We start from the raw sequence: 17,031 nt of genomic DNA, 5'->3' as shown, positions 1-17,031 counted from the left end.
ATTATTTGCCCTCCTCTGCAGTGATATCTTTAAAAACGCCAAGAGGATAGTAAGGGATCATTTTTTCTCTTACAAATTCCATAGCTTTAACGGGTGTCAGACCCCAGTTTGTAGGGCAAGTGGAAACAACTTCAACAAATGTGAAGCCAAGGCCCTGTTTCTGGATTTCAAAAGCTTTTCTGATTGCTTTTTTTGCCTGAGTCACCTGAGCAGGTGTGGAAACACTTACTCTTTCGATGTAAGCAGGGCCATCTAAAGTTGCCAACATTTCGCTTACACGAATAGGATTACCGTTAATTTTAGGATCACGACCAGCTTTTGCTGTTGTCGCTTTCATGCCAGGCAATGTTGTAGGAGCCATCTGGCCACCAGTCATACCATAAATACCATTGTTGATGAAAACTGTTGTGATTTTTTCACCTCTTGCAGCGGCATGAACGATTTCTGCAGTACCGATGGAAGCAAGGTCACCATCACCCTGATACGTAAGAACTAATTTGTCAGGGTGTACTCTTTTGATACCTGTTGCAGTGGCGGGAGCACGACCGTGGGCACACTGAATAGCGTCAAAGTTAAAGTATTTATTTGCGAAAACTGCACAACCAACTGGAACAGCTGCGATTGCATTTTTGTCGTCGCCCATTTCTTCCAAAACTTCTGCTACAAGTCTGTGAACAATACCGTGTGCACAACCAGGACAATAATGCAATTTTACATCAGTTAAAGCTTTTGTTTTTTGAAATACAACTGCCATTATTTGTCACCTCCCATAACTTTCTTACCAAATTCAACGATTTCATCTACTGCAGGAACGATACCACCTGTTCTGCCATAGAATTCGATTTTGTTTTTGTCGTTACATGCATAAGCAACATCCTGCACCATCTGACCCATACTCATTTCTACGTCCAGGTATTTTTTGATGTTCTTATCCCATTTATCAAAAGCATTTACAGGGAATGGCCATAATGTTTTAGGTCTAATCATACCTACTTTATAACCAGCTTCTCTTAAATAGCCGATTGCTGTTCTAACAATTCTGGAGGATGTACCGTAGGAAACAAAAGCGTATTCTGCATCGTCCATTAAGTATTCTTCCCAAGCCTGCTCGTTTGCTTCGATTTTAGCATATTTTTCGAAATGTCTCTTATTCCAAGCTTCACATTCAGCAGCCTCGATAACCAAGTTTTCTACCATATGCTTTTCGCCTTCACCCTTACCTGTTAATGCCCAAGTTTTAGGAGGCAAATCTTTTTTACATACATAGTTGAATTCAACAGGTTCCATCATCTGACCAATCAAACCATCAGCTAAAATGATAACAGGTGTGCCATAGTAGTCAGCTAAGTCGAAAGCTTCCATTACCATGTCAACGGCTTCCTGAACGGATGCAGGAGCCAAAACGATATCATGATAGTCACCGTTGGAGCCACCTTTTACTGTCATGTTATAGTCAGCCTGACCGGGCTGAATTGTACCCAAGCCAGGGCCGCCACGCATCATGTTGATGATAACAGCAGGCAAACCTGCATTGGAAATATAGCCGATACCTTCTTGTTTCAAGGCAATACCAGGGGAAGAAGAACTTGTTAATACACGTGCACCTGCACCTGCTGCACCATAAACCATGTTGATTGCGGCAACTTCAGACTCAGCCTGAACAAACACGCCACCAACCTTAGGTAATTCACTTGATAAATATTCTGGTACTTCGCTCTGAGGAGTAATAGGATAGCCGAAGAAATATCTGCAACCTGCCTCAATCGCCGCTTTACCAACTGCTTCGTTGCCTTTCATTAAAATCTTTGCCATTGAATTTTCCTCCTCTCTTAGTCGAGCTTTTCTACTGTGATTGCACAATCTGGACACATCTTCGCACAAGCAGTGCATGCGATACAGTCGTCATTCACTGGTTCTGCAGGGTTGTAGCCCGCCGCATTGATTTTTGTCTCAGAAAGCTTCAGTACATGCTTGGGACAAACAGACACACAAAGTTCGCAGCCCTTACAGATCAATTCATTGATCGTTACTTTACCTTTTGCCATTCAAATACACCTCCATAAATATTTAAATTTACATCCAGGTTTTCCTCATATAAAACTTCATAGGGAACAACTCCCCGGCAAGCCCAAGTGGCACTTTCTCTGTCATCAATTCCTCAACATAAGAAACATACCTTACAGGAACGCCCGTACGCTTTGTTACTTCTTGCAAAACGGCGTCCCCATCCAAAAGGCACTGCGCATTGGTCTCCCGAATCAGGTTTGTGTTGTTAATGAAGCCAGTCACCTTCAGTCCCGACGAACACTCAAGCTTCTCCATCTGCTCAATTACACCCTCAGGTGTAGCCGTACTGGGACGATATGTATTGACTACCATAAAAAAATCCACTTCCGCAGGGTCCAAAATTGGTTTTAGACGACCAAGCACCATGGTCCCAACGTCATTGCCCCCCAAATCCACGACATAGTCAAAACTACGCTCGCGCACTGGCATTGTCATGGCCGCAGAAACTGCAGGTACATCCAGCCCGTCCCCCTCAATGGAGGATGAAATGACCATAATACCCGCCTTTTCCATTTCTTGCTTTCTTTCCCTAGAGCGGAAATAAACATTTACGATATCCAAATCGGCAATCGCAACCTTTCGGTCTTGCTGACTGAGCTGCATCGTATAATTTACTGCAAACTCCGTTTTGCCACTGCCGTAGTGACCTGTAATAATACGAACTCTTTTGTCATCAGTGATCAACGCATTCACCTCTATTTTTCAAATACGCACCGATTTTTGTATTAAAAAATGTGCAATCTGTATAAATTGGGTATTTTTTTGTTTATATTAAACAAAAATTAACCCATAGATATTTTTATCTTAATTCATAAATAAACAACAACGCTTTGTTATTTGTATACATTATAGCGCATCCACATTCCTTTTGCAATATTATCAGTTATTTTTTTATCAAGTTTGTAAAAAAAAACATTGTATATCTTCATTTTCACTTTAAAAAAAATTTTCATCTTCAAAACATTTGTCTATTTTAGATATTTCACTTTGTAATGTCACCATTTTTTTAGAGTTATTTATACTTGTCCTACAAGATGTAAGCCAAAATTACAATTCCTTTAACACTTGCTACTATGCAAAAAAAGCCCTGTCTATCTCTTTTAAAATTTGAGAGATAAACAGGGCTTTTTAACTTTTTGCTATTGTTGTCTTACAAGAAAATTATACATTGTACAATAATTCTCCATAGGTAGGGAATGGCCATGCCTTTTCATCCACCAAAAATTCTAATCTATCTGCAGGTTTACGCAATTGTTCCATAGCTACAAAAACAGAATCACGATAATAAACTGCCTGCGCGCGAGTACTCCCCTTAAGTTTAAGGGCTTCCTGCGTCACCTCTGTCAATTGTTTTAATGCTTCATGGAAAGCCTTAATATTTTCATTGATTTCTTGTAGCAACTCTTCTTCTACGGATGCATCAAAGCCCACCGCTTTCATTGCCGCCAAGGAATTTGCTACCTCTCCTGCATACTTTACAATGGCCGGTCGAATCTGCTTAGATGCAATATCAATCATTGCCCTTGCCTCAATGTTAATCTGCTTAATATATGTTTCGTACAAAATCTCAGAACGAGATTGCAGTTCCACACGATTTAATACCTTGTGCCGTTCAAAGAGCGCAACGGATTTTTCATCAACCAAACTAGGGATAGAATCCACCATATTTGTGATGTTGCTAAGGCCTCTTCTCTCCGCTTCTTTTACCCAATCATCGGAATAACCATTACCATCAAAAATAATACGCTTATGGGCAGCATAAGTTTTGCAAATTAATTCATGCACAGCCGTATTAAAGTCATCTGCCTTTTCCAGTTCATCCGCAAATTCCTCCAAAACATCGGCAACAATGGTGTTCAATACAAAGTTGGGGCCTGAAATAGAGCCCGAAGAAGGGGGCATACGGAACTCAAACTTATTTCCCGTAAAAGCAAAAGGAGAAGTTCTGTTTCTATCCGTTGCATCTCTTTTCAAGTAAGGCAGTGTATTTACACCTACACGCATTTTTCCACCTTGAATACAACTTGTTGCTCCACCATGCTCAATCTGGTCGAAAATATCCAAAAGCTGATCCCCAAGGAAAATTGAAATAATGGCAGGTGGTGCCTCTTGCTTGCCCAAACGGTGGTCGTTGCCTGGGTTCGCAGCTGCCAAACGCAATAACTCAGCATACTTATCCACACCCTTGATAATTGCTGTAAGGAATACCAAGAACTGTGCATTTTCATGGGGAGTTTTACCTGGATCCAAAAGATTCTGGCCATCGTCGGTCCCTAAAGACCAGTTGTTGTGCTTGCCACTACCATTTACTCCAGCAAAGGGTTTTTCATGAAGCAGGCAAGCTAAATTATGATGTCCCGCAATACGCTTCATGGCTTCCATCACCAACTGGTTATGGTCGGCTGCGCGGTTACAATCGTCATAAATTGGTGCCAGTTCATGCTGGGCAGGTGCTACTTCGTTATGCTGCGTTTTGGCAGATACGCCAAGCTTCCATAGCTCTATATTTAATTCACGCATAAAGCAAGCAACTCTTTCTTTGATGCTACCAAAATAATGGTCATCTAACTCCTGGCCTTTTGGAGGTGCCGCACCAAAAAGAGTTCTACCAGTAAAAATCAAGTCTTTTCTCTGATTATATAAATTACGGTCAATGAGGAAATACTCCTGCTCTGCCCCAGAATATACGTTAATTTTCTTGGCAGTTGTGTTGCCAAACAGGTGTAAAATACGCAAGGACTGCTTAGAAATGGCTTCTACAGAACGCAACAAAGGTGTCTTTTTATCCAGAGCTTCCCCTGTATAGGAGCAAAATGCCGTAGGAATATACAAAGTGATACCTGCCGCATCTTCTCTTAAAAATGCAGGTGATGTACAATCCCAAGCAGTATAGCCTCTTGCCTCAAAAGTTGCACGCAATCCGCCGGAAGGGAAAGAGGACGCATCAGACTCTCCCTTAATTAACTCCTTGCCTGAAAACTCCATAATTGCCTTACCATTACTGGGTGGTGCTAAAAAGGAATCATGCTTTTCAGCAGTGATACCTGTCATGGGCTGAAACCAGTGGGTATAGTGGGTTGCACCTCTTTCCACTGCCCAGTCTTTCATAGCATTGGCAATAATATCTGCAATAGAGGAATTTAGCATTTCCCCTTTTTCAATGGTGTTCTTTAACTCTTTGTACACATGCTTTGGCAAATGTTCCCGCATCATTGCGTCATTGAAAACATTCATGCCGAAAATTTCGGGTATAGAAATTTTTTCGTACATACACTAGTCCTTTCTGGGTCAACTTCCATCCTTCTACTGAATTTTACCATACGTTTTATTATACAGACGCAAGAAAGGTTTTGCAACGATTTTGCCCCTGGTGCTTTGGAGAAATCCTACCCCTGTTTAGATTATTTTTCTTCTATATCATACAAATATCTTTTATGCCTTTTCGTTCTTATATATACATTTTTTTATATTAGCAAAATTAAAAAACGCACATTCGTATTTTAGTATAAATTTACTCTTGATAAAGAACATAAGTTCTGATATAGTAAGAGTAAGTTCTATTGAGGAGGAGCCTAGCATGAAGCTGGTAAACAAAAACATTGACATGATTTCTTGGACATCAAAAGATGGTTCTGTCACCCCTGTACGCTTTCGTTTTGAAGATAACGGAGAAACCCTTGTTGTGAAAGTGGGGCGCATCATTCAGACAGATAAAACAAAATTTGGCGGTAGCTCTACCCTTTCTTTTCTTTGCAGCAGTGTGATTTCTAACACAGAAAAAATATACGAATTAACCTGTAATTGTGATAGCCAAAAGTGGCTGCTGAAAAAAATATAAGTTCTAGCCCAGGCTTCTGCCTTAGCTTTGACCCACGGAAAGATCATTTCCATTACCAAGGCACGCCAAGGCATATTCATAATATTCTATGATCGAATACAAAAGGGCTCTCCCAACATCCTCAAATCAACATAGATAAAATTCACTTAAATACAAGTAAACATTGGCACCTTATCCCCCTTTAAATCAATCAAAAAAGCCGGCTCTTATTTTGGAAAAGGAACCAGCTTTTACGAAAGCCACAACAGGTTTTGTAAAAAACCTTTGATTTTGTTCAAATAAACCCTATTCTAATCTCTTACAGGAATAATCGCCCCTTCAGATGCAGACCTAACATTTTTATAATACTGATATAAATACCCCGTTGCTTGGGGTGCCTTGCTTCGTTTGCCTTGGCTACGTCTTGCTTCAAAATCCACCTCGGCAGAGATGATCCCATTCTTCACATCTACAACAACGGTATCTCCATCTTCCAAGTAAGCAATATTTCCATCGTCGGCCGCCTCTGGACAAATATGCCCGACAAAGCAACCATTGTTGGAACCAGAAAATCTGCCATCAGTAATGACACAAACCCTACTTCCTAGATCCATGCCTACCAAAAGCTTCATGGCCTTATACATCTCAGGCATACCAGGGCCACCCTTAGGACCCTCATTGCGAATTACTACCACCTGCCCTGCCTGAACCTCATGATGACGAACACCTCTTAAAGCGTCCTGCTCACTTTCAAAAATCTTTGCCTTCCCTTTGAAATATAATGCATCCTCTGGGATTGCCGATGGCTTTGTAACGGATCCATGGGGGGCAATGTTTCCTGTTAAAATGCCAATACCGCCCCGCCTATGTACAGGGTTTGCTAAAGACCTTATAACATCGAAATTATAATTCTTGGCATCTTTCAGATTTTCTTCTAAAGATTTTGTGGTACAGGTCATTCCCTTTAAATCAAGTACAGATTGAAGTTCAGCCATGATTGCCTGAACGCCCCCAGCCTCATAAAAATCCAATAAAGTATACTGTCCCGCTGGAATCATGGGCACCAAATGAGGAATATTCTTTGCTTCGTCACCAAACTCAAAAATATTAAAGTCAATTTCTGCCTCATATGCAATGGCAAGCAAATGCAACACTGCATTGGTAGAGCCGCCAATGGCCGAGTTAACCTTCACTGCGTTGATGATGGAGGATTTGGTGATAATATTCCTTGGCTTAATGTCTTTTTCCACCAATGCCATTACCGCCCTACCACTATCGTATGCCATGGCCAAACGCTTGCTATAAACAGCAGGAATCGCCGCTGCACCAGGCAAAGCCATACCCAATGCCTCGGCTAAGCAACACATGGTGTTTGCCGTCCCCAACATTGCGCAAGAGCCAGGGGTAGGCACCGCATTGTTTTCGATCCAATCAAACTGCTCCTGAGAAATCAGCCCGGCCTTTAATGCCCCTTCAGACTGCTGAATAATAGAGTGATCTATATATTCACCACCATAGGGATTGTTTGCTTTCATTCTGCCCGGTAACGTGGGGCCTCCATTGATGAAAACCGTGGGCAAGTTTACACGAACTGCCCCCATAAGCATACCAGGTACGATTTTATCGCAAGAGCCAATCAAAACCATACCATCCAGACGATGGGCCTCCATCATTGTTTCAATTTCGTTGGCAAGAATTTCTCTGCCAGGAAGGATGTGTTTCATACCCTTATGACCCATAGCAACACCATCACAAGCACCAATCACGCCAAACTCCACTGCCATGCCACCAGCGGCACTAACTCCTTCTTTTACCCTCTGGGAAACCTGCTGCAACAAAAAATGACCAGGACAAACAGAATTATAGGCATTGACCACTGCAATAATCGGCTTTTTCATTTCATCATCGGTAAAACCACTACTTTTATATAAAGCGCGTACATTTGCCCATTCAGGACCGCTCAAAATATCCTTGCTTCTAATAAACATTTTTACCTCCTAATCCCCTTAACTCAATTTGTTGTGCCAAAGCATTCTACTTATATTCTATTTCAACACCAACAAAACAGGGGCGAATTTCATCATTCAGTTATTATGTAGTAACTCTTTATCCCTCAACAAAGTAGCTTGAAAATTCCTTAAGAAGGACTACACTTTTGCCAAGCTTGCAAAAAGAATTCCCAAAGCCCTTTCTTTTATAGAAATAGCATAAAGAACACAGGCATTGTAAAAATACAAAGCAATGTGGTTACAAAAATATATTTGCTGGCAAGCTCCTCATCAGCACCAAATTCCGCCGCCAATATAGCACAAAATGCTCCAATTGGCGTGGACAGTCCCACAACGATAACCCCTAGAATTAGTTTATCATGAATAAAGGGCTTCAATATAAAATAAGAAGATAGGGGCATAAAAATCAGGCGAAAAAAGGAAACTGCATAAGCCCACTTTTCCGTAACTGTTTCTTTAAAGTCAAACTTCCCTAAAATACCACCGATATAAATCATTGCAAGGGGAGAAAGCATCCCCCCTACCATATCCACCGTATCCTTCATAGGCTCAGGCAAACGAACATTCATGACAAATAACAAAATACCCACTACCGTTGCCACATTAACGGGAGCCTTTAATAGTTGCTTCATGTTCACCTTGCTGCTATCAGAATTCTCCGTACACTTATCTAACACCATTACACCAAGGGTATAGGCTGTGATGTTAAAAGCAAAGCTGGCGAATGCACAGTAAAAAACACTGCTCCCACCAAAAATCATTGAGATAACGGGCACACCCATAAAACCGATATTTGCAAACATGCAACTAAAAATCCAAATTCCCTTAGCCCTTTGCGGTACCTTTAGAAACCGAAACGACAGCCAGCCAACAATGAGCCCCCAAATGTGCATGATCACGCAAACAATGAATACTGTTGCCCCATCCCGAAACAGCTCAGGGGTATAGTCGATTTGCAGGGAGGAAATGACAAAGCAAGGAATAATAATTCGGGTTAAAAATCCTGCAATGCCTTCCATAAAGCTATCATCCACTATTTTCTTCTTTCGGCAGCCATAACCAATCAAAATTAGAAAAAATATAATCATTAATTTATTTAGTACCGTAAATACAGCCTCCATGCCATCGACCTTCCCCTAACACGTATTTTGTATTCAATTTTATACTACTATTAATTTACTGTAAAGCTACATTTTCCCAATTTGAAAATATCCACAATATTTTGTGCTGCCATCAAGCCCATTTTGCTGCTTGCTTCATAAGTTGCCGCACCTGCGTGAGGGGTTACTGTACAATTAGGCAGTTCCAACAAAGGGCTGTGATAAGGAGGCTCCTCCACTGTTGCATCAAGGCCTGCAGCACCGATTTCACCATTCTTCAAAGCTTCAAATAGCGCTTCTTCATCAATGATACCGCCACGGGCAGTGTTTACGATAACCGCCTTATTTTTCATCATCTTGAAAGTTTCAGCATTAAACATATTTTTTGTTTCCTCATTCAAAGGGGAATGAATTGTTATAAAATCGGCTTGTTTAATAATGGTTTCAAAGTCAACATACTTTGCGCCGGTTTCCTGCTGAAATGCTTCATCTTGATATGTATCGTAGCAAAGAATATCCATAGAAAAACCTTTACATCTTCTTGCTACGCCCTTGCCAATTCTGCCTGCACCGATTACACCCAGAGTTTTTTCAAACATTTCAACTCCTGTTGGCCTTTGCTGGTTTCCATCTTTGATGCAACAATCCATATAGCTCACATTTCTTGCTGCTGAGAGCATCAATGCCATTGCCATATCTGCCACAGAATCACCATTGGCACCTGGGGTGATAGTAACGGCAATTCCTTTTGCTTTTGCTGCTGTCAAGTCCACCTTGTCATAGCCAACACCATAACGGCTAATTACTTTCAATTTTTTTGCAGATTCAATCAATTCTGCTGTGTAATCTTCCAAGCCGGCAATAATGGCGTCCGCATCTATAATCTCTGTTTTCAACTGCTTTGCAATAGGACCATCCGCTGCCACCAGCTTTTTCAATTCAAAGCCGTTTGCCTCCAATAACTTCTGTGCTTTATCATCGGCACTACCGAAAGATCTTGCTGTAACCAATACTTTATAACTCATTTTATTCTTCTCCTTCCAACCAAGCTGTGTGAAAACTACCTTCCATATCCCTTCTTTCATAGGTATGGGCACCAAAGCAGTCCCTCAAGCCTTGTACAATGTTTACATTCATTTTTTCTGTGCGACATCTATCATAATATGAAATAACCGACATCAAAGTAGGCACTGCAACCCCTGTCTCAACCACTTTGGCAGAAATCTCACGCAACGCCTGCTGATTTTTTTCTAAGTCACCAAAATTTCGGGAAAGTAGGATATTTTTATTGCTTTGCGTCAATGCCTTTGTAATATCCTTTAAAAGATCACTTCGGATAATACAGCCCTCTCTCCAAAGAGAAACTGCCAAGGGTAAATCGATCTCCCACCCATAATCGTCAGATGCCTTTTTGATTAATGCAATGCCCTGGGCATAGCTAACAATCATAGCCAGATATAGGGCATCTTTTAGCTTTTCTTCATGGTTTTCCATTGTCATGGGAATTGTGGTTGCCTTCAAGGCTTGGCTACCATCAAAACGCAACTGTCGGTCTGCGGAAAAATATCTGGCAAAGACAGACTCGCAAATAGTGGGAATGTATACCCCACGGGCAATGGCTTCCTCCAAAGTCCAGCTACCTGTACCTTTTTGTTTTGCCACATCCAGTATTTTTTCTACCAGGGGCTGTCCATCCACATCGTTTTTCCCAAGAACCGCTGCGGTAATGTCAATCAAATAGGAGCTTAGCTCCGTATCTTTCCAACGGTGAAAAATTTCTGTGATTTCCTGATGGCTTAAATGGAGGCCGTCTCTCATGACAGAATACACATCTGCAATCACCTGAATCATGGCATATTCGATACCGTTATGCACCATTTTCACATAGTGCCCAGCCCCCTCTTTGCCTAAAAAGCTACAACAGTATTCATCACCCACTTTTGCTGCCATTCTTTTTAGTATATGGCCGCAAGAGTCCCATGCTTCTTTACTACCGCCCACCATCATACTGGGGCCTGTTAGCGCACCTTTTTCCCCACCAGAAACCCCTACACCCAAGAAATGAATGCCTTTTTCCGAAAGGAAACGATATCTCCTTTGGCTATCTTTGAAGTAAGAATTGCCCCCTTCAATTAGAATATCGCCCTCATCTAAAAGGGGTAGTAATCCATCAATAACGCTATCAACGGCATTTCCTGCCGTTACCATCATAAAAATAATTTTGGGGCTTTTCAGGCTTTTCACCAGATCCTCCTCCGTTGAAAAAACTGCATAATCCCCCTGGGACTGAAATCTCTCTCTCTCTCCTTGGGTTTTTCCAAAAAGGGCTGTACGGAAGCCTTTAGAGATTAGATTTTTAGCCAAGCTACTTCCCATTACACCAAGACCATAAACGGCAATTTCAAAATCTTTCATTCCATACTCTCCTTTTGATAAATCCTTGAGGCTTTGCCTTAAACTATGGAAGCACTTTTAAAAGACTTGACCCTAGTTTTAACAAAGCCATTTATGTTTTTACTTTTCAAAATAATGATTACTTACGATATTTAACAATGCCTTGCATTTCGTAAGAGCTATCACCCCATAGGCGTTGGGATTAGGGAGTATCCTAAATCAAAACGGTCGGCACGGGCTGGTTCCCCGCTACCGACCGTTGTCATTTTCAATCAACTAGGTTGTTTCAATTATTATTCACGCACTAATTTTACAGCGGATTCAGTTAAGGTCTGAATTTCATCAAACTTCTTTTCTTGAATCAAAGAGTCTTTTACCATCCAGCTACCACCACAAGCGATGATTTTAGGATTTGCCAAGTACTCTTTAATGTTTTTCTCGCTGATACCACCTGTTGGCATAAAACGAATGTTGCCAAAAGGTCCTGCCAAAGCTTTAATGGTGTTCAAGCCGCCATAGGCTTCTGCCGGAAAAAATTTTACAACTGGCAATTCCAACTCAATGGCTGCCATAACTTCCGTAGGTGTGCAAACACCAGGGAAAACAGGAATATTATTTTCCTTCGCAAACTTTACAACCTCTGCATTTAAGCCGGGAGAAACGATGAATTTCGCACCTGCTTCTTTCGCCAACTTTGCCTGAGCAACGTTGATAACAGTGCCAGCACCTACCAACATTTCAGGAATTCCAGCCATAGCCTTAATTGCTTCAAATGCAGCCTCTGTACGAAAAGTTACCTCAGCAATGGGTAAGCCCCCTGCGATTAACGCTTCTGCCAAGGGCTTTGCATCTTCTATATGATCAATTTTCACAACGGGTACTATTTTCAGTTCTTCAATTCTCTGATTAATATCCATAATCTAATTACCTCTCTCTTGTCAAAGACTATTTATACCAAATGGCTTCTACCGAAGCCTTTTATTTGCGGAGCTTGATGCTCCACTGGTTTTACTTTGCTAACATCCTCTGTCCCAAAAAGGGATGGACTTGCTAATGTTCATTAAACAATAATAAAACGTGGCTCTTCCCCATTTAGTACTTTTGCGACGTTTTCGGCACAAACAACGCTAACAGCACTAATTGCTTCAATGGAGTACATACCGATATGAGCAGTTACCACGAAATTTTCCAATTCCAACAAAGGGCTATCCTTTTCAATGGGCTCATGCTCTGTTACATCCACAGCACAGCCACCCAAATGGCCATTTTTCATACATTCGTATAAATCTTGCTCATGGATGATACCACCTCTGCCTGTATTCACCAGATAAGCCTCTTTTTTCATTCTCATGATGCGTTCTTTGTTAAACAGATATTTTGTGCTATCTGTCAAAGGCACATGGATAGAAATAATGTCACTCTTTTCTGTAACAGTGTCCAAATCCGCCAGTGTTACAAAGTCTTTGAACTCCTCGGGCACCTCTGTCACGAAGGGATCATAAACCAACACCTGCATGGAAAAGCCTTTTGATCTTCTGGCCACATTTTTTGCAATTGCGCCAAAGCCAATCAGACCCAATGTTTTTTCAAAAACATCTTTTCCAATAAAGGTTTTCCACTCACCATTATGTACTCTTTGATTGGTGATAGATATTCCTCGGGAAATATTTAAAATATGGGCAAACGCCAAATCGGCAACGGCATTTGCATTCATAGCAGGCACATTGGTCACACGAATTCCCAATCTTTTGGCATCTTCCAGGTAGATATTATCCAAGCCTGCGCCATGCTTCGCGATGATTTTCAACTTTTTACATTTCTCCATATCCTCAGGATAAAAAGGATGGGCGCCAATGATCAAACCATCATATTCTTGGATTACTTCTTTAAATTTTTCCTCATCGAAATCCCCACCCATAAGGGTGTATTCAATCCCCGCCGCTTCTAAAACTTCAAAAGGCTTCGGGCTTGTTTTTCCAAAAGATCTGGATGTAACTAATACCTTCTTCATTTTTTCGCCCCCTGTTTTACTTTAAGCCATACTCCAATGCCAAGTTTTTGATAGCCTCAAAATCTCCGGCTTCGATGAGCTTCTTGTTTACCAAGTTGCCACCAACGCCAACACCAACACAACCAGCATCAATAAAATCACGATAATTGGAAGCATCCACACCACCAACAGCAGTCAAAGGAATTCCATCAATGGGGCCCATCAACGCCTTAATATAGGAAAGACCTAATGTTGCTGCGGGAAACAATTTTACAATATCTGCACCCCAGTTATATGCAGCAATTACTTCCGTTGGGGTTACTGCGCCAGGAATGGAAACCATACCCAGTCTTTTTGTTGCTTTAATTACGGCTTCATCCACATTAGGGGAGATAATGTATTCTGCACCAGCTTCCTTTGCACGATATACATTTTCGGGAGTCAAAACTGTACCCGCTCCAACTGCAACAGAATCTCCAAAGTGTTCTTTAATCATACGAATAGACTTCAATGTATCTAAGCTTTTTTCTTCGCTTTTCAAGCTGAAAGTTACTTCAACACAGGTAATGCCACCGTCTTTTAACGCCTGCACTGTTTGAATCATGTATTTAGAAGAAATACCCCTAACAATTGCAACCACCTTACCATCTAAAATTCTTTGCAATGTATCTGCCATGAACTCCAACTCCTTTTCTCTTTTGCATATGGGTTAGCCTTGGGCTTCTAAAATTCTGGCTAACTCCAAGTAACCATATAAACCATAACTTTCTCCCGCTTTGCTTGACACAACTTCCACATCAACTTCTGGTAGCAGGTATTGACTGATCATTTTATATGCTTCTATATAATTCTTACCGCCGATAATTACAACCTTTTTTACGCCGTTCCAATCTCTATCCAGCTTAAACTTAAGCATATCGATTACGCCGCCTGCAACTACCCCGGAAAGAAGGCAATTTCTAATTTCATTTTCACAAACATCAAAAACCTTTGTTGCATGAATGATATATAATGCTCTTGCTATACCATAGGTTTTTACCATGTCGTAGCCTTGAATTACATATTCTTTAGACAAAATAATATCCTCGTTGGTTAACTCACCACCAAGAATCGTGTCTTTTTGAATAGCATAGTTCAACTCACCTGTAAAATTGGAAACAATATCGGTAATTGTGCCATTTTTTACATAAAGCATATGGGTATGGGAACCGGGAGAAATCATAACGCAGTCTTGATCTTTGGGGATTACGCCGCTGGCAACCATGCCAACAACCTCAATTTCTTCCCCTCTCACATTATTCATTTTCTCGATATTTTCCATTGTTACTAACTGTCCGGGCTGGGCAGTCTTTACCCCTCGAATGAGGTTTAATTCTCTATGAAAATATTTTTCTTCTAAATGGATATAGCGCTGATCCAACAGTTTCTTTCCATCTACCGGTGTGCTGATATGCTCTACCTCAACAATACCAAAAGGGTTTGTTACCATTCCAGACAACCAAATACTTTTAATATCACTATCTTTTAACGCATTTTTTTCTAAAACCTGATGGTAAATTTCTTTTAAACCGCTTAAAAGCACGTCATTGCTCCCAGAAATTGCAGAATCCTTGGTACCCACATTTGCAATGATGGTATCCACAGACTGCATTTGCTTTACCAAGTAAAGCTTGGAGTTTGACGTGCCAGAGTCTATATAAATATGATACATTACTCACACCCCTTTTAATTTGTATTCCGCAGTCAAAGGGACTGCGGAATACATCACACAAATTAATTATGAAAAAAGATTAGGAAGAATCATAGAAATTGGTGCGATATATGTAATCAGGAGGAGGCACGCGATCATTACTAATATGAACGGAATAATGCCCTTCGTCACCGTTTCCAGCGGCTCTGAACCTACACGGGAAGCAACAAAGAGGTTGATACCCAGTGGAGGTGTGATGAAGCCAATTGCCAAGTTTACCACCATGATGATACCGAAGTGTACAGGATCGATACCAATGGATGTTGCCACAGGGAGCAAAATTGGTGCAAGTACCATGATTGCAGGTGTGGTATCCATGAAACAACCAACTACCAATAACAAGATATTGATTAACATCAGAATTAAGAAAGCATTATCTGTTGCACTGATGATTGCATTCGTAATCATGTTTGGAATCTGCTGAATTGTGAGAATTTTGGTAAATGCAGTTGCACAACCCAGAATAACCATTGTTGTAGCTGTTGTGGAGCAAGCATTACCTACTGTTGCAAACAGGTTTTTGAAGTCCAATTCTTTGTGAATGAACACACCACAGATGAAAGCATAAACTGCTGCTACTGCAGCGGCTTCTGTTGGTGTAAAGATACCTGCGTAGATACCGCCCAAGATGATAACAGGGTTGATTAACGCCCATTTAGCATCCCATACAGCTGCCAATTTTTCTTTTGTTGTGTAAACTTTTTCATCCCCTTTCCATCCCTGCTTTTTTGCATAAACATAACAGAAGAAAATCAATGCTAAACCGATCAAAATACCGGGCAAGAAACCTGCCAAGAACAGGTTGGAAATAGATGTACTGGTGGAAACGCCATAGATTACCATTGGAATGCTAGGAGGAATGATAACACCGATGGAGCCGGCACAAGCAATCAACGCCAAAGTAAACTTCTTGCTATAGCCTTTTTCTAGCATTGTAGGCACAACCATTGAACCTACCGCTGCTACTGTTGCAGGGCCAGAACCGGATACCGCTGCAAAGAACATACATACAATTACAGTTACAATGGCAAGACCACCTGTGACTTTGCCAAAGAAAACGTTACAAACGTTCAAAATACGCTTGGATACACCACCAGCGCCCATTAATTCACCTGCTAAGATGAACAAAGGAATCGCCATAATAGGGAAGGAGTCACAACCCGTAAATAATGCCTGAGGTACATATCCTGCGGAGAGGCCTGTTGTAAAAGGGATGGCTAAAAGGGATGCCAAACCAATGGAAATACCAACGGGAACATTCAAAATTAGGAATAAGGCAAGACCGCCAAATAACGCTGCGATTACCATTATTGAACCCCTCCTTTCTTAAGGTCTTTCATTCTGAAAATAATTACCTGAATCTGGCGAACTGCTGTCAACCCAAAACCTACCATTGGTGCAGAATACATAAACCACATAGGAATCTGCATTGCTGGAGAGTTCTGACCTAATCTAACCTGGGACATAACAACGCCGTATGCTAAATAAACAATGATAACGGAAAATGCGAGGAATAATACGTCGCCTAAAATTACAACAAAAGGTCTAAGCTTCTGTGGGAATAGGCCCATAGCTGCTTCAATCTTAATGTGCTTCATAATGCGGGCACCATAGCTGATACCAAGATAAATTAACCAGATAAAAATATATCTCGCCAATTCTTCAGACCAAACCAAAGAGCTGCCAAAAACGTATCTCATAATTACCTGAACGAAAATCAATACGGTCATAGCAACCATCAGAATTGAGCAAACGGTCAATTCAAATTTTTCATCCAGCCACTTTAAAAAGTTCATCGTTCCACCTACTTTTTCTCTAAAAATTTGTATGTTGTTAAATAGGGCTTTGATAAGTCTAAACTGCTTAACCAAAGCCCTTTCTTTTGTTTACTATATCTTCGAATT

The 17,031-nt window shown here is 41.0% G+C and carries 16 protein-coding genes; 1 reads left to right on the top strand and 15 read right to left on the bottom strand.

Going from position 1 to position 17,031, the window contains the following annotated elements; all coding sequences use genetic code 11:
* Window position 1: 1 nt before the first annotated feature.
* The 5 genes from ABVZ64_RS10860 to ABVZ64_RS10840 form a co-directional block, all read right to left on the bottom strand.
* A complete protein-coding gene (locus ABVZ64_RS10860; protein ID WP_352401031.1) occupies window positions 2-754 on the bottom strand; it encodes a thiamine pyrophosphate-dependent enzyme in 753 nt (250 codons plus the stop codon).
* Complete coding sequence (locus ABVZ64_RS10855; RefSeq protein WP_352401030.1) at window positions 754-1,812, bottom strand: 3-methyl-2-oxobutanoate dehydrogenase subunit VorB; 1,059 nt, start codon at window positions 1,810-1,812, stop codon at window positions 754-756. The genes ABVZ64_RS10860 and ABVZ64_RS10855 overlap by 1 nt, the downstream gene beginning before the upstream one ends.
* A 17-nt stretch (window positions 1,813-1,829) precedes the next feature.
* On the bottom strand, window positions 1,830-2,045 hold the full coding sequence (locus tag ABVZ64_RS10850; RefSeq protein WP_352401029.1) for a 4Fe-4S dicluster domain-containing protein: 216 nt from the start codon (window positions 2,043-2,045) through the stop codon (window positions 1,830-1,832).
* Window positions 2,046-2,073: 28 nt separating this feature from the next.
* Window positions 2,074-2,751 (bottom strand): hypothetical protein, encoded by a 678-nt coding sequence (locus ABVZ64_RS10845; RefSeq protein WP_352401028.1) that lies wholly within the window; start codon window positions 2,749-2,751, stop codon window positions 2,074-2,076.
* A 477-nt stretch (window positions 2,752-3,228) separates the two neighbouring features.
* The gene (locus ABVZ64_RS10840; RefSeq protein ID WP_352401027.1) at window positions 3,229-5,337 is read right to left on the bottom strand and encodes a glutamine synthetase III family protein; all 2,109 of its coding nucleotides are present in this window, start codon (window positions 5,335-5,337) and stop codon (window positions 3,229-3,231) included.
* A 307-nt stretch (window positions 5,338-5,644) separates the two neighbouring features.
* Between ABVZ64_RS10840 and ABVZ64_RS10835 the strand changes: the two genes are divergently transcribed.
* A complete protein-coding gene (locus ABVZ64_RS10835) occupies window positions 5,645-5,905 on the top strand; it encodes a hypothetical protein (protein WP_352401026.1) in 261 nt (86 codons plus the stop codon).
* Window positions 5,906-6,195: 290 nt separating this feature from the next.
* Here the strand turns inward: ABVZ64_RS10835 and ilvD are convergent, their stop codons facing one another.
* From ilvD to ABVZ64_RS10785, 10 genes are all read right to left on the bottom strand, one after another.
* On the bottom strand, window positions 6,196-7,872 hold the full coding sequence (gene ilvD / locus ABVZ64_RS10830) for a dihydroxy-acid dehydratase (protein WP_352401025.1): 1,677 nt from the start codon (window positions 7,870-7,872) through the stop codon (window positions 6,196-6,198).
* A 206-nt stretch (window positions 7,873-8,078) separates the two neighbouring features.
* Window positions 8,079-9,014, bottom strand: a complete 936-nt coding sequence (locus tag ABVZ64_RS10825) for an AEC family transporter (RefSeq protein WP_352401024.1) — start codon at window positions 9,012-9,014, stop codon at window positions 8,079-8,081.
* A gap of 50 nt (window positions 9,015-9,064) precedes the next feature.
* Complete coding sequence (locus ABVZ64_RS10820) at window positions 9,065-10,018, bottom strand: phosphoglycerate dehydrogenase (RefSeq protein WP_352401023.1); 954 nt, start codon at window positions 10,016-10,018, stop codon at window positions 9,065-9,067.
* Between the two features lies 1 nt (window position 10,019).
* Entirely contained in the window at window positions 10,020-11,408 is a 1,389-nt protein-coding gene (gnd, locus tag ABVZ64_RS10815; RefSeq protein WP_352401022.1) for a decarboxylating NADP(+)-dependent phosphogluconate dehydrogenase, read from the bottom strand.
* Between the two features lie 272 nt (window positions 11,409-11,680).
* Window positions 11,681-12,304, bottom strand: coding sequence for a bifunctional 4-hydroxy-2-oxoglutarate aldolase/2-dehydro-3-deoxy-phosphogluconate aldolase (locus ABVZ64_RS10810; protein ID WP_352401021.1), 624 nt, complete (start codon window positions 12,302-12,304; stop codon window positions 11,681-11,683).
* A gap of 143 nt (window positions 12,305-12,447) precedes the next feature.
* Entirely contained in the window at window positions 12,448-13,398 is a 951-nt protein-coding gene (locus ABVZ64_RS10805; protein WP_352401020.1) for a phosphoglycerate dehydrogenase, read from the bottom strand.
* A 16-nt stretch (window positions 13,399-13,414) separates the two neighbouring features.
* The gene (locus ABVZ64_RS10800) at window positions 13,415-14,053 is read right to left on the bottom strand and encodes a bifunctional 4-hydroxy-2-oxoglutarate aldolase/2-dehydro-3-deoxy-phosphogluconate aldolase (protein ID WP_352401019.1); all 639 of its coding nucleotides are present in this window, start codon (window positions 14,051-14,053) and stop codon (window positions 13,415-13,417) included.
* 33 nt (window positions 14,054-14,086) lie between these two features.
* Complete coding sequence (locus tag ABVZ64_RS10795) at window positions 14,087-15,088, bottom strand: 2-dehydro-3-deoxygalactonokinase (RefSeq protein ID WP_352401018.1); 1,002 nt, start codon at window positions 15,086-15,088, stop codon at window positions 14,087-14,089.
* 66 nt (window positions 15,089-15,154) lie between these two features.
* Window positions 15,155-16,435, bottom strand: a complete 1,281-nt coding sequence (locus tag ABVZ64_RS10790) for a TRAP transporter large permease (protein WP_352401017.1) — start codon at window positions 16,433-16,435, stop codon at window positions 15,155-15,157.
* Window positions 16,435-16,923 carry a TRAP transporter small permease gene (locus tag ABVZ64_RS10785; protein WP_352401016.1) on the bottom strand — a complete coding sequence of 163 codons (489 nt, stop codon included), beginning with the start codon at window positions 16,921-16,923 and terminating at the stop codon, window positions 16,435-16,437. The genes ABVZ64_RS10790 and ABVZ64_RS10785 overlap by 1 nt, the downstream gene beginning before the upstream one ends.
* Window positions 16,924-17,031: the final 108 nt, after the last annotated feature.

Source organism: Anaerotignum sp., from assembly GCF_040307045.1.
Classification (GTDB): domain Bacteria; phylum Bacillota; class Clostridia; order Lachnospirales; family Anaerotignaceae; genus Chakrabartyella.
Note: the sequence above shows the minus strand (reverse complement) of the source record. Positions and strands in the feature narration are given on the sequence as shown.

Bases quoted from the DNA above. Each gene is read 5' to 3' on its own strand.
- ABVZ64_RS10810 (WP_352401021.1), bottom strand. From the start codon at position 12,304: ATGGATATTAATCAGAGAATTGAAGAACTGAAAATAGTACCCGTTGTG.
- ABVZ64_RS10825 (WP_352401024.1), bottom strand. From the start codon at position 9,014: ATGGAGGCTGTATTTACGGTACTAAATAAATTAATGATTATATTTTTT.
- ilvD (WP_352401025.1), bottom strand. From the start codon at position 7,872: ATGTTTATTAGAAGCAAGGATATTTTGAGCGGTCCTGAATGGGCAAAT.
- ABVZ64_RS10860 (WP_352401031.1), bottom strand. From the start codon at position 754: ATGGCAGTTGTATTTCAAAAAACAAAAGCTTTAACTGATGTAAAATTG.
- ABVZ64_RS10795 (WP_352401018.1), bottom strand. From the start codon at position 15,088: ATGTATCATATTTATATAGACTCTGGCACGTCAAACTCCAAGCTTTAC.
- ABVZ64_RS10820 (WP_352401023.1), bottom strand. From the start codon at position 10,018: ATGAGTTATAAAGTATTGGTTACAGCAAGATCTTTCGGTAGTGCCGAT.
- ABVZ64_RS10785 (WP_352401016.1), bottom strand. From the start codon at position 16,923: ATGAACTTTTTAAAGTGGCTGGATGAAAAATTTGAATTGACCGTTTGC.
- ABVZ64_RS10850 (WP_352401029.1), bottom strand. From the start codon at position 2,045: ATGGCAAAAGGTAAAGTAACGATCAATGAATTGATCTGTAAGGGCTGC.
- ABVZ64_RS10800 (WP_352401019.1), bottom strand. From the start codon at position 14,053: ATGGCAGATACATTGCAAAGAATTTTAGATGGTAAGGTGGTTGCAATT.
- ABVZ64_RS10855 (WP_352401030.1), bottom strand. From the start codon at position 1,812: ATGGCAAAGATTTTAATGAAAGGCAACGAAGCAGTTGGTAAAGCGGCG.
- ABVZ64_RS10840 (WP_352401027.1), bottom strand. From the start codon at position 5,337: ATGTACGAAAAAATTTCTATACCCGAAATTTTCGGCATGAATGTTTTC.
- ABVZ64_RS10790 (WP_352401017.1), bottom strand. From the start codon at position 16,435: ATGGTAATCGCAGCGTTATTTGGCGGTCTTGCCTTATTCCTAATTTTG.
- gnd (WP_352401022.1), bottom strand. From the start codon at position 11,408: ATGAAAGATTTTGAAATTGCCGTTTATGGTCTTGGTGTAATGGGAAGT.
- ABVZ64_RS10835 (WP_352401026.1), top strand. From the start codon at position 5,645: ATGAAGCTGGTAAACAAAAACATTGACATGATTTCTTGGACATCAAAA.
- ABVZ64_RS10805 (WP_352401020.1), bottom strand. From the start codon at position 13,398: ATGAAGAAGGTATTAGTTACATCCAGATCTTTTGGAAAAACAAGCCCG.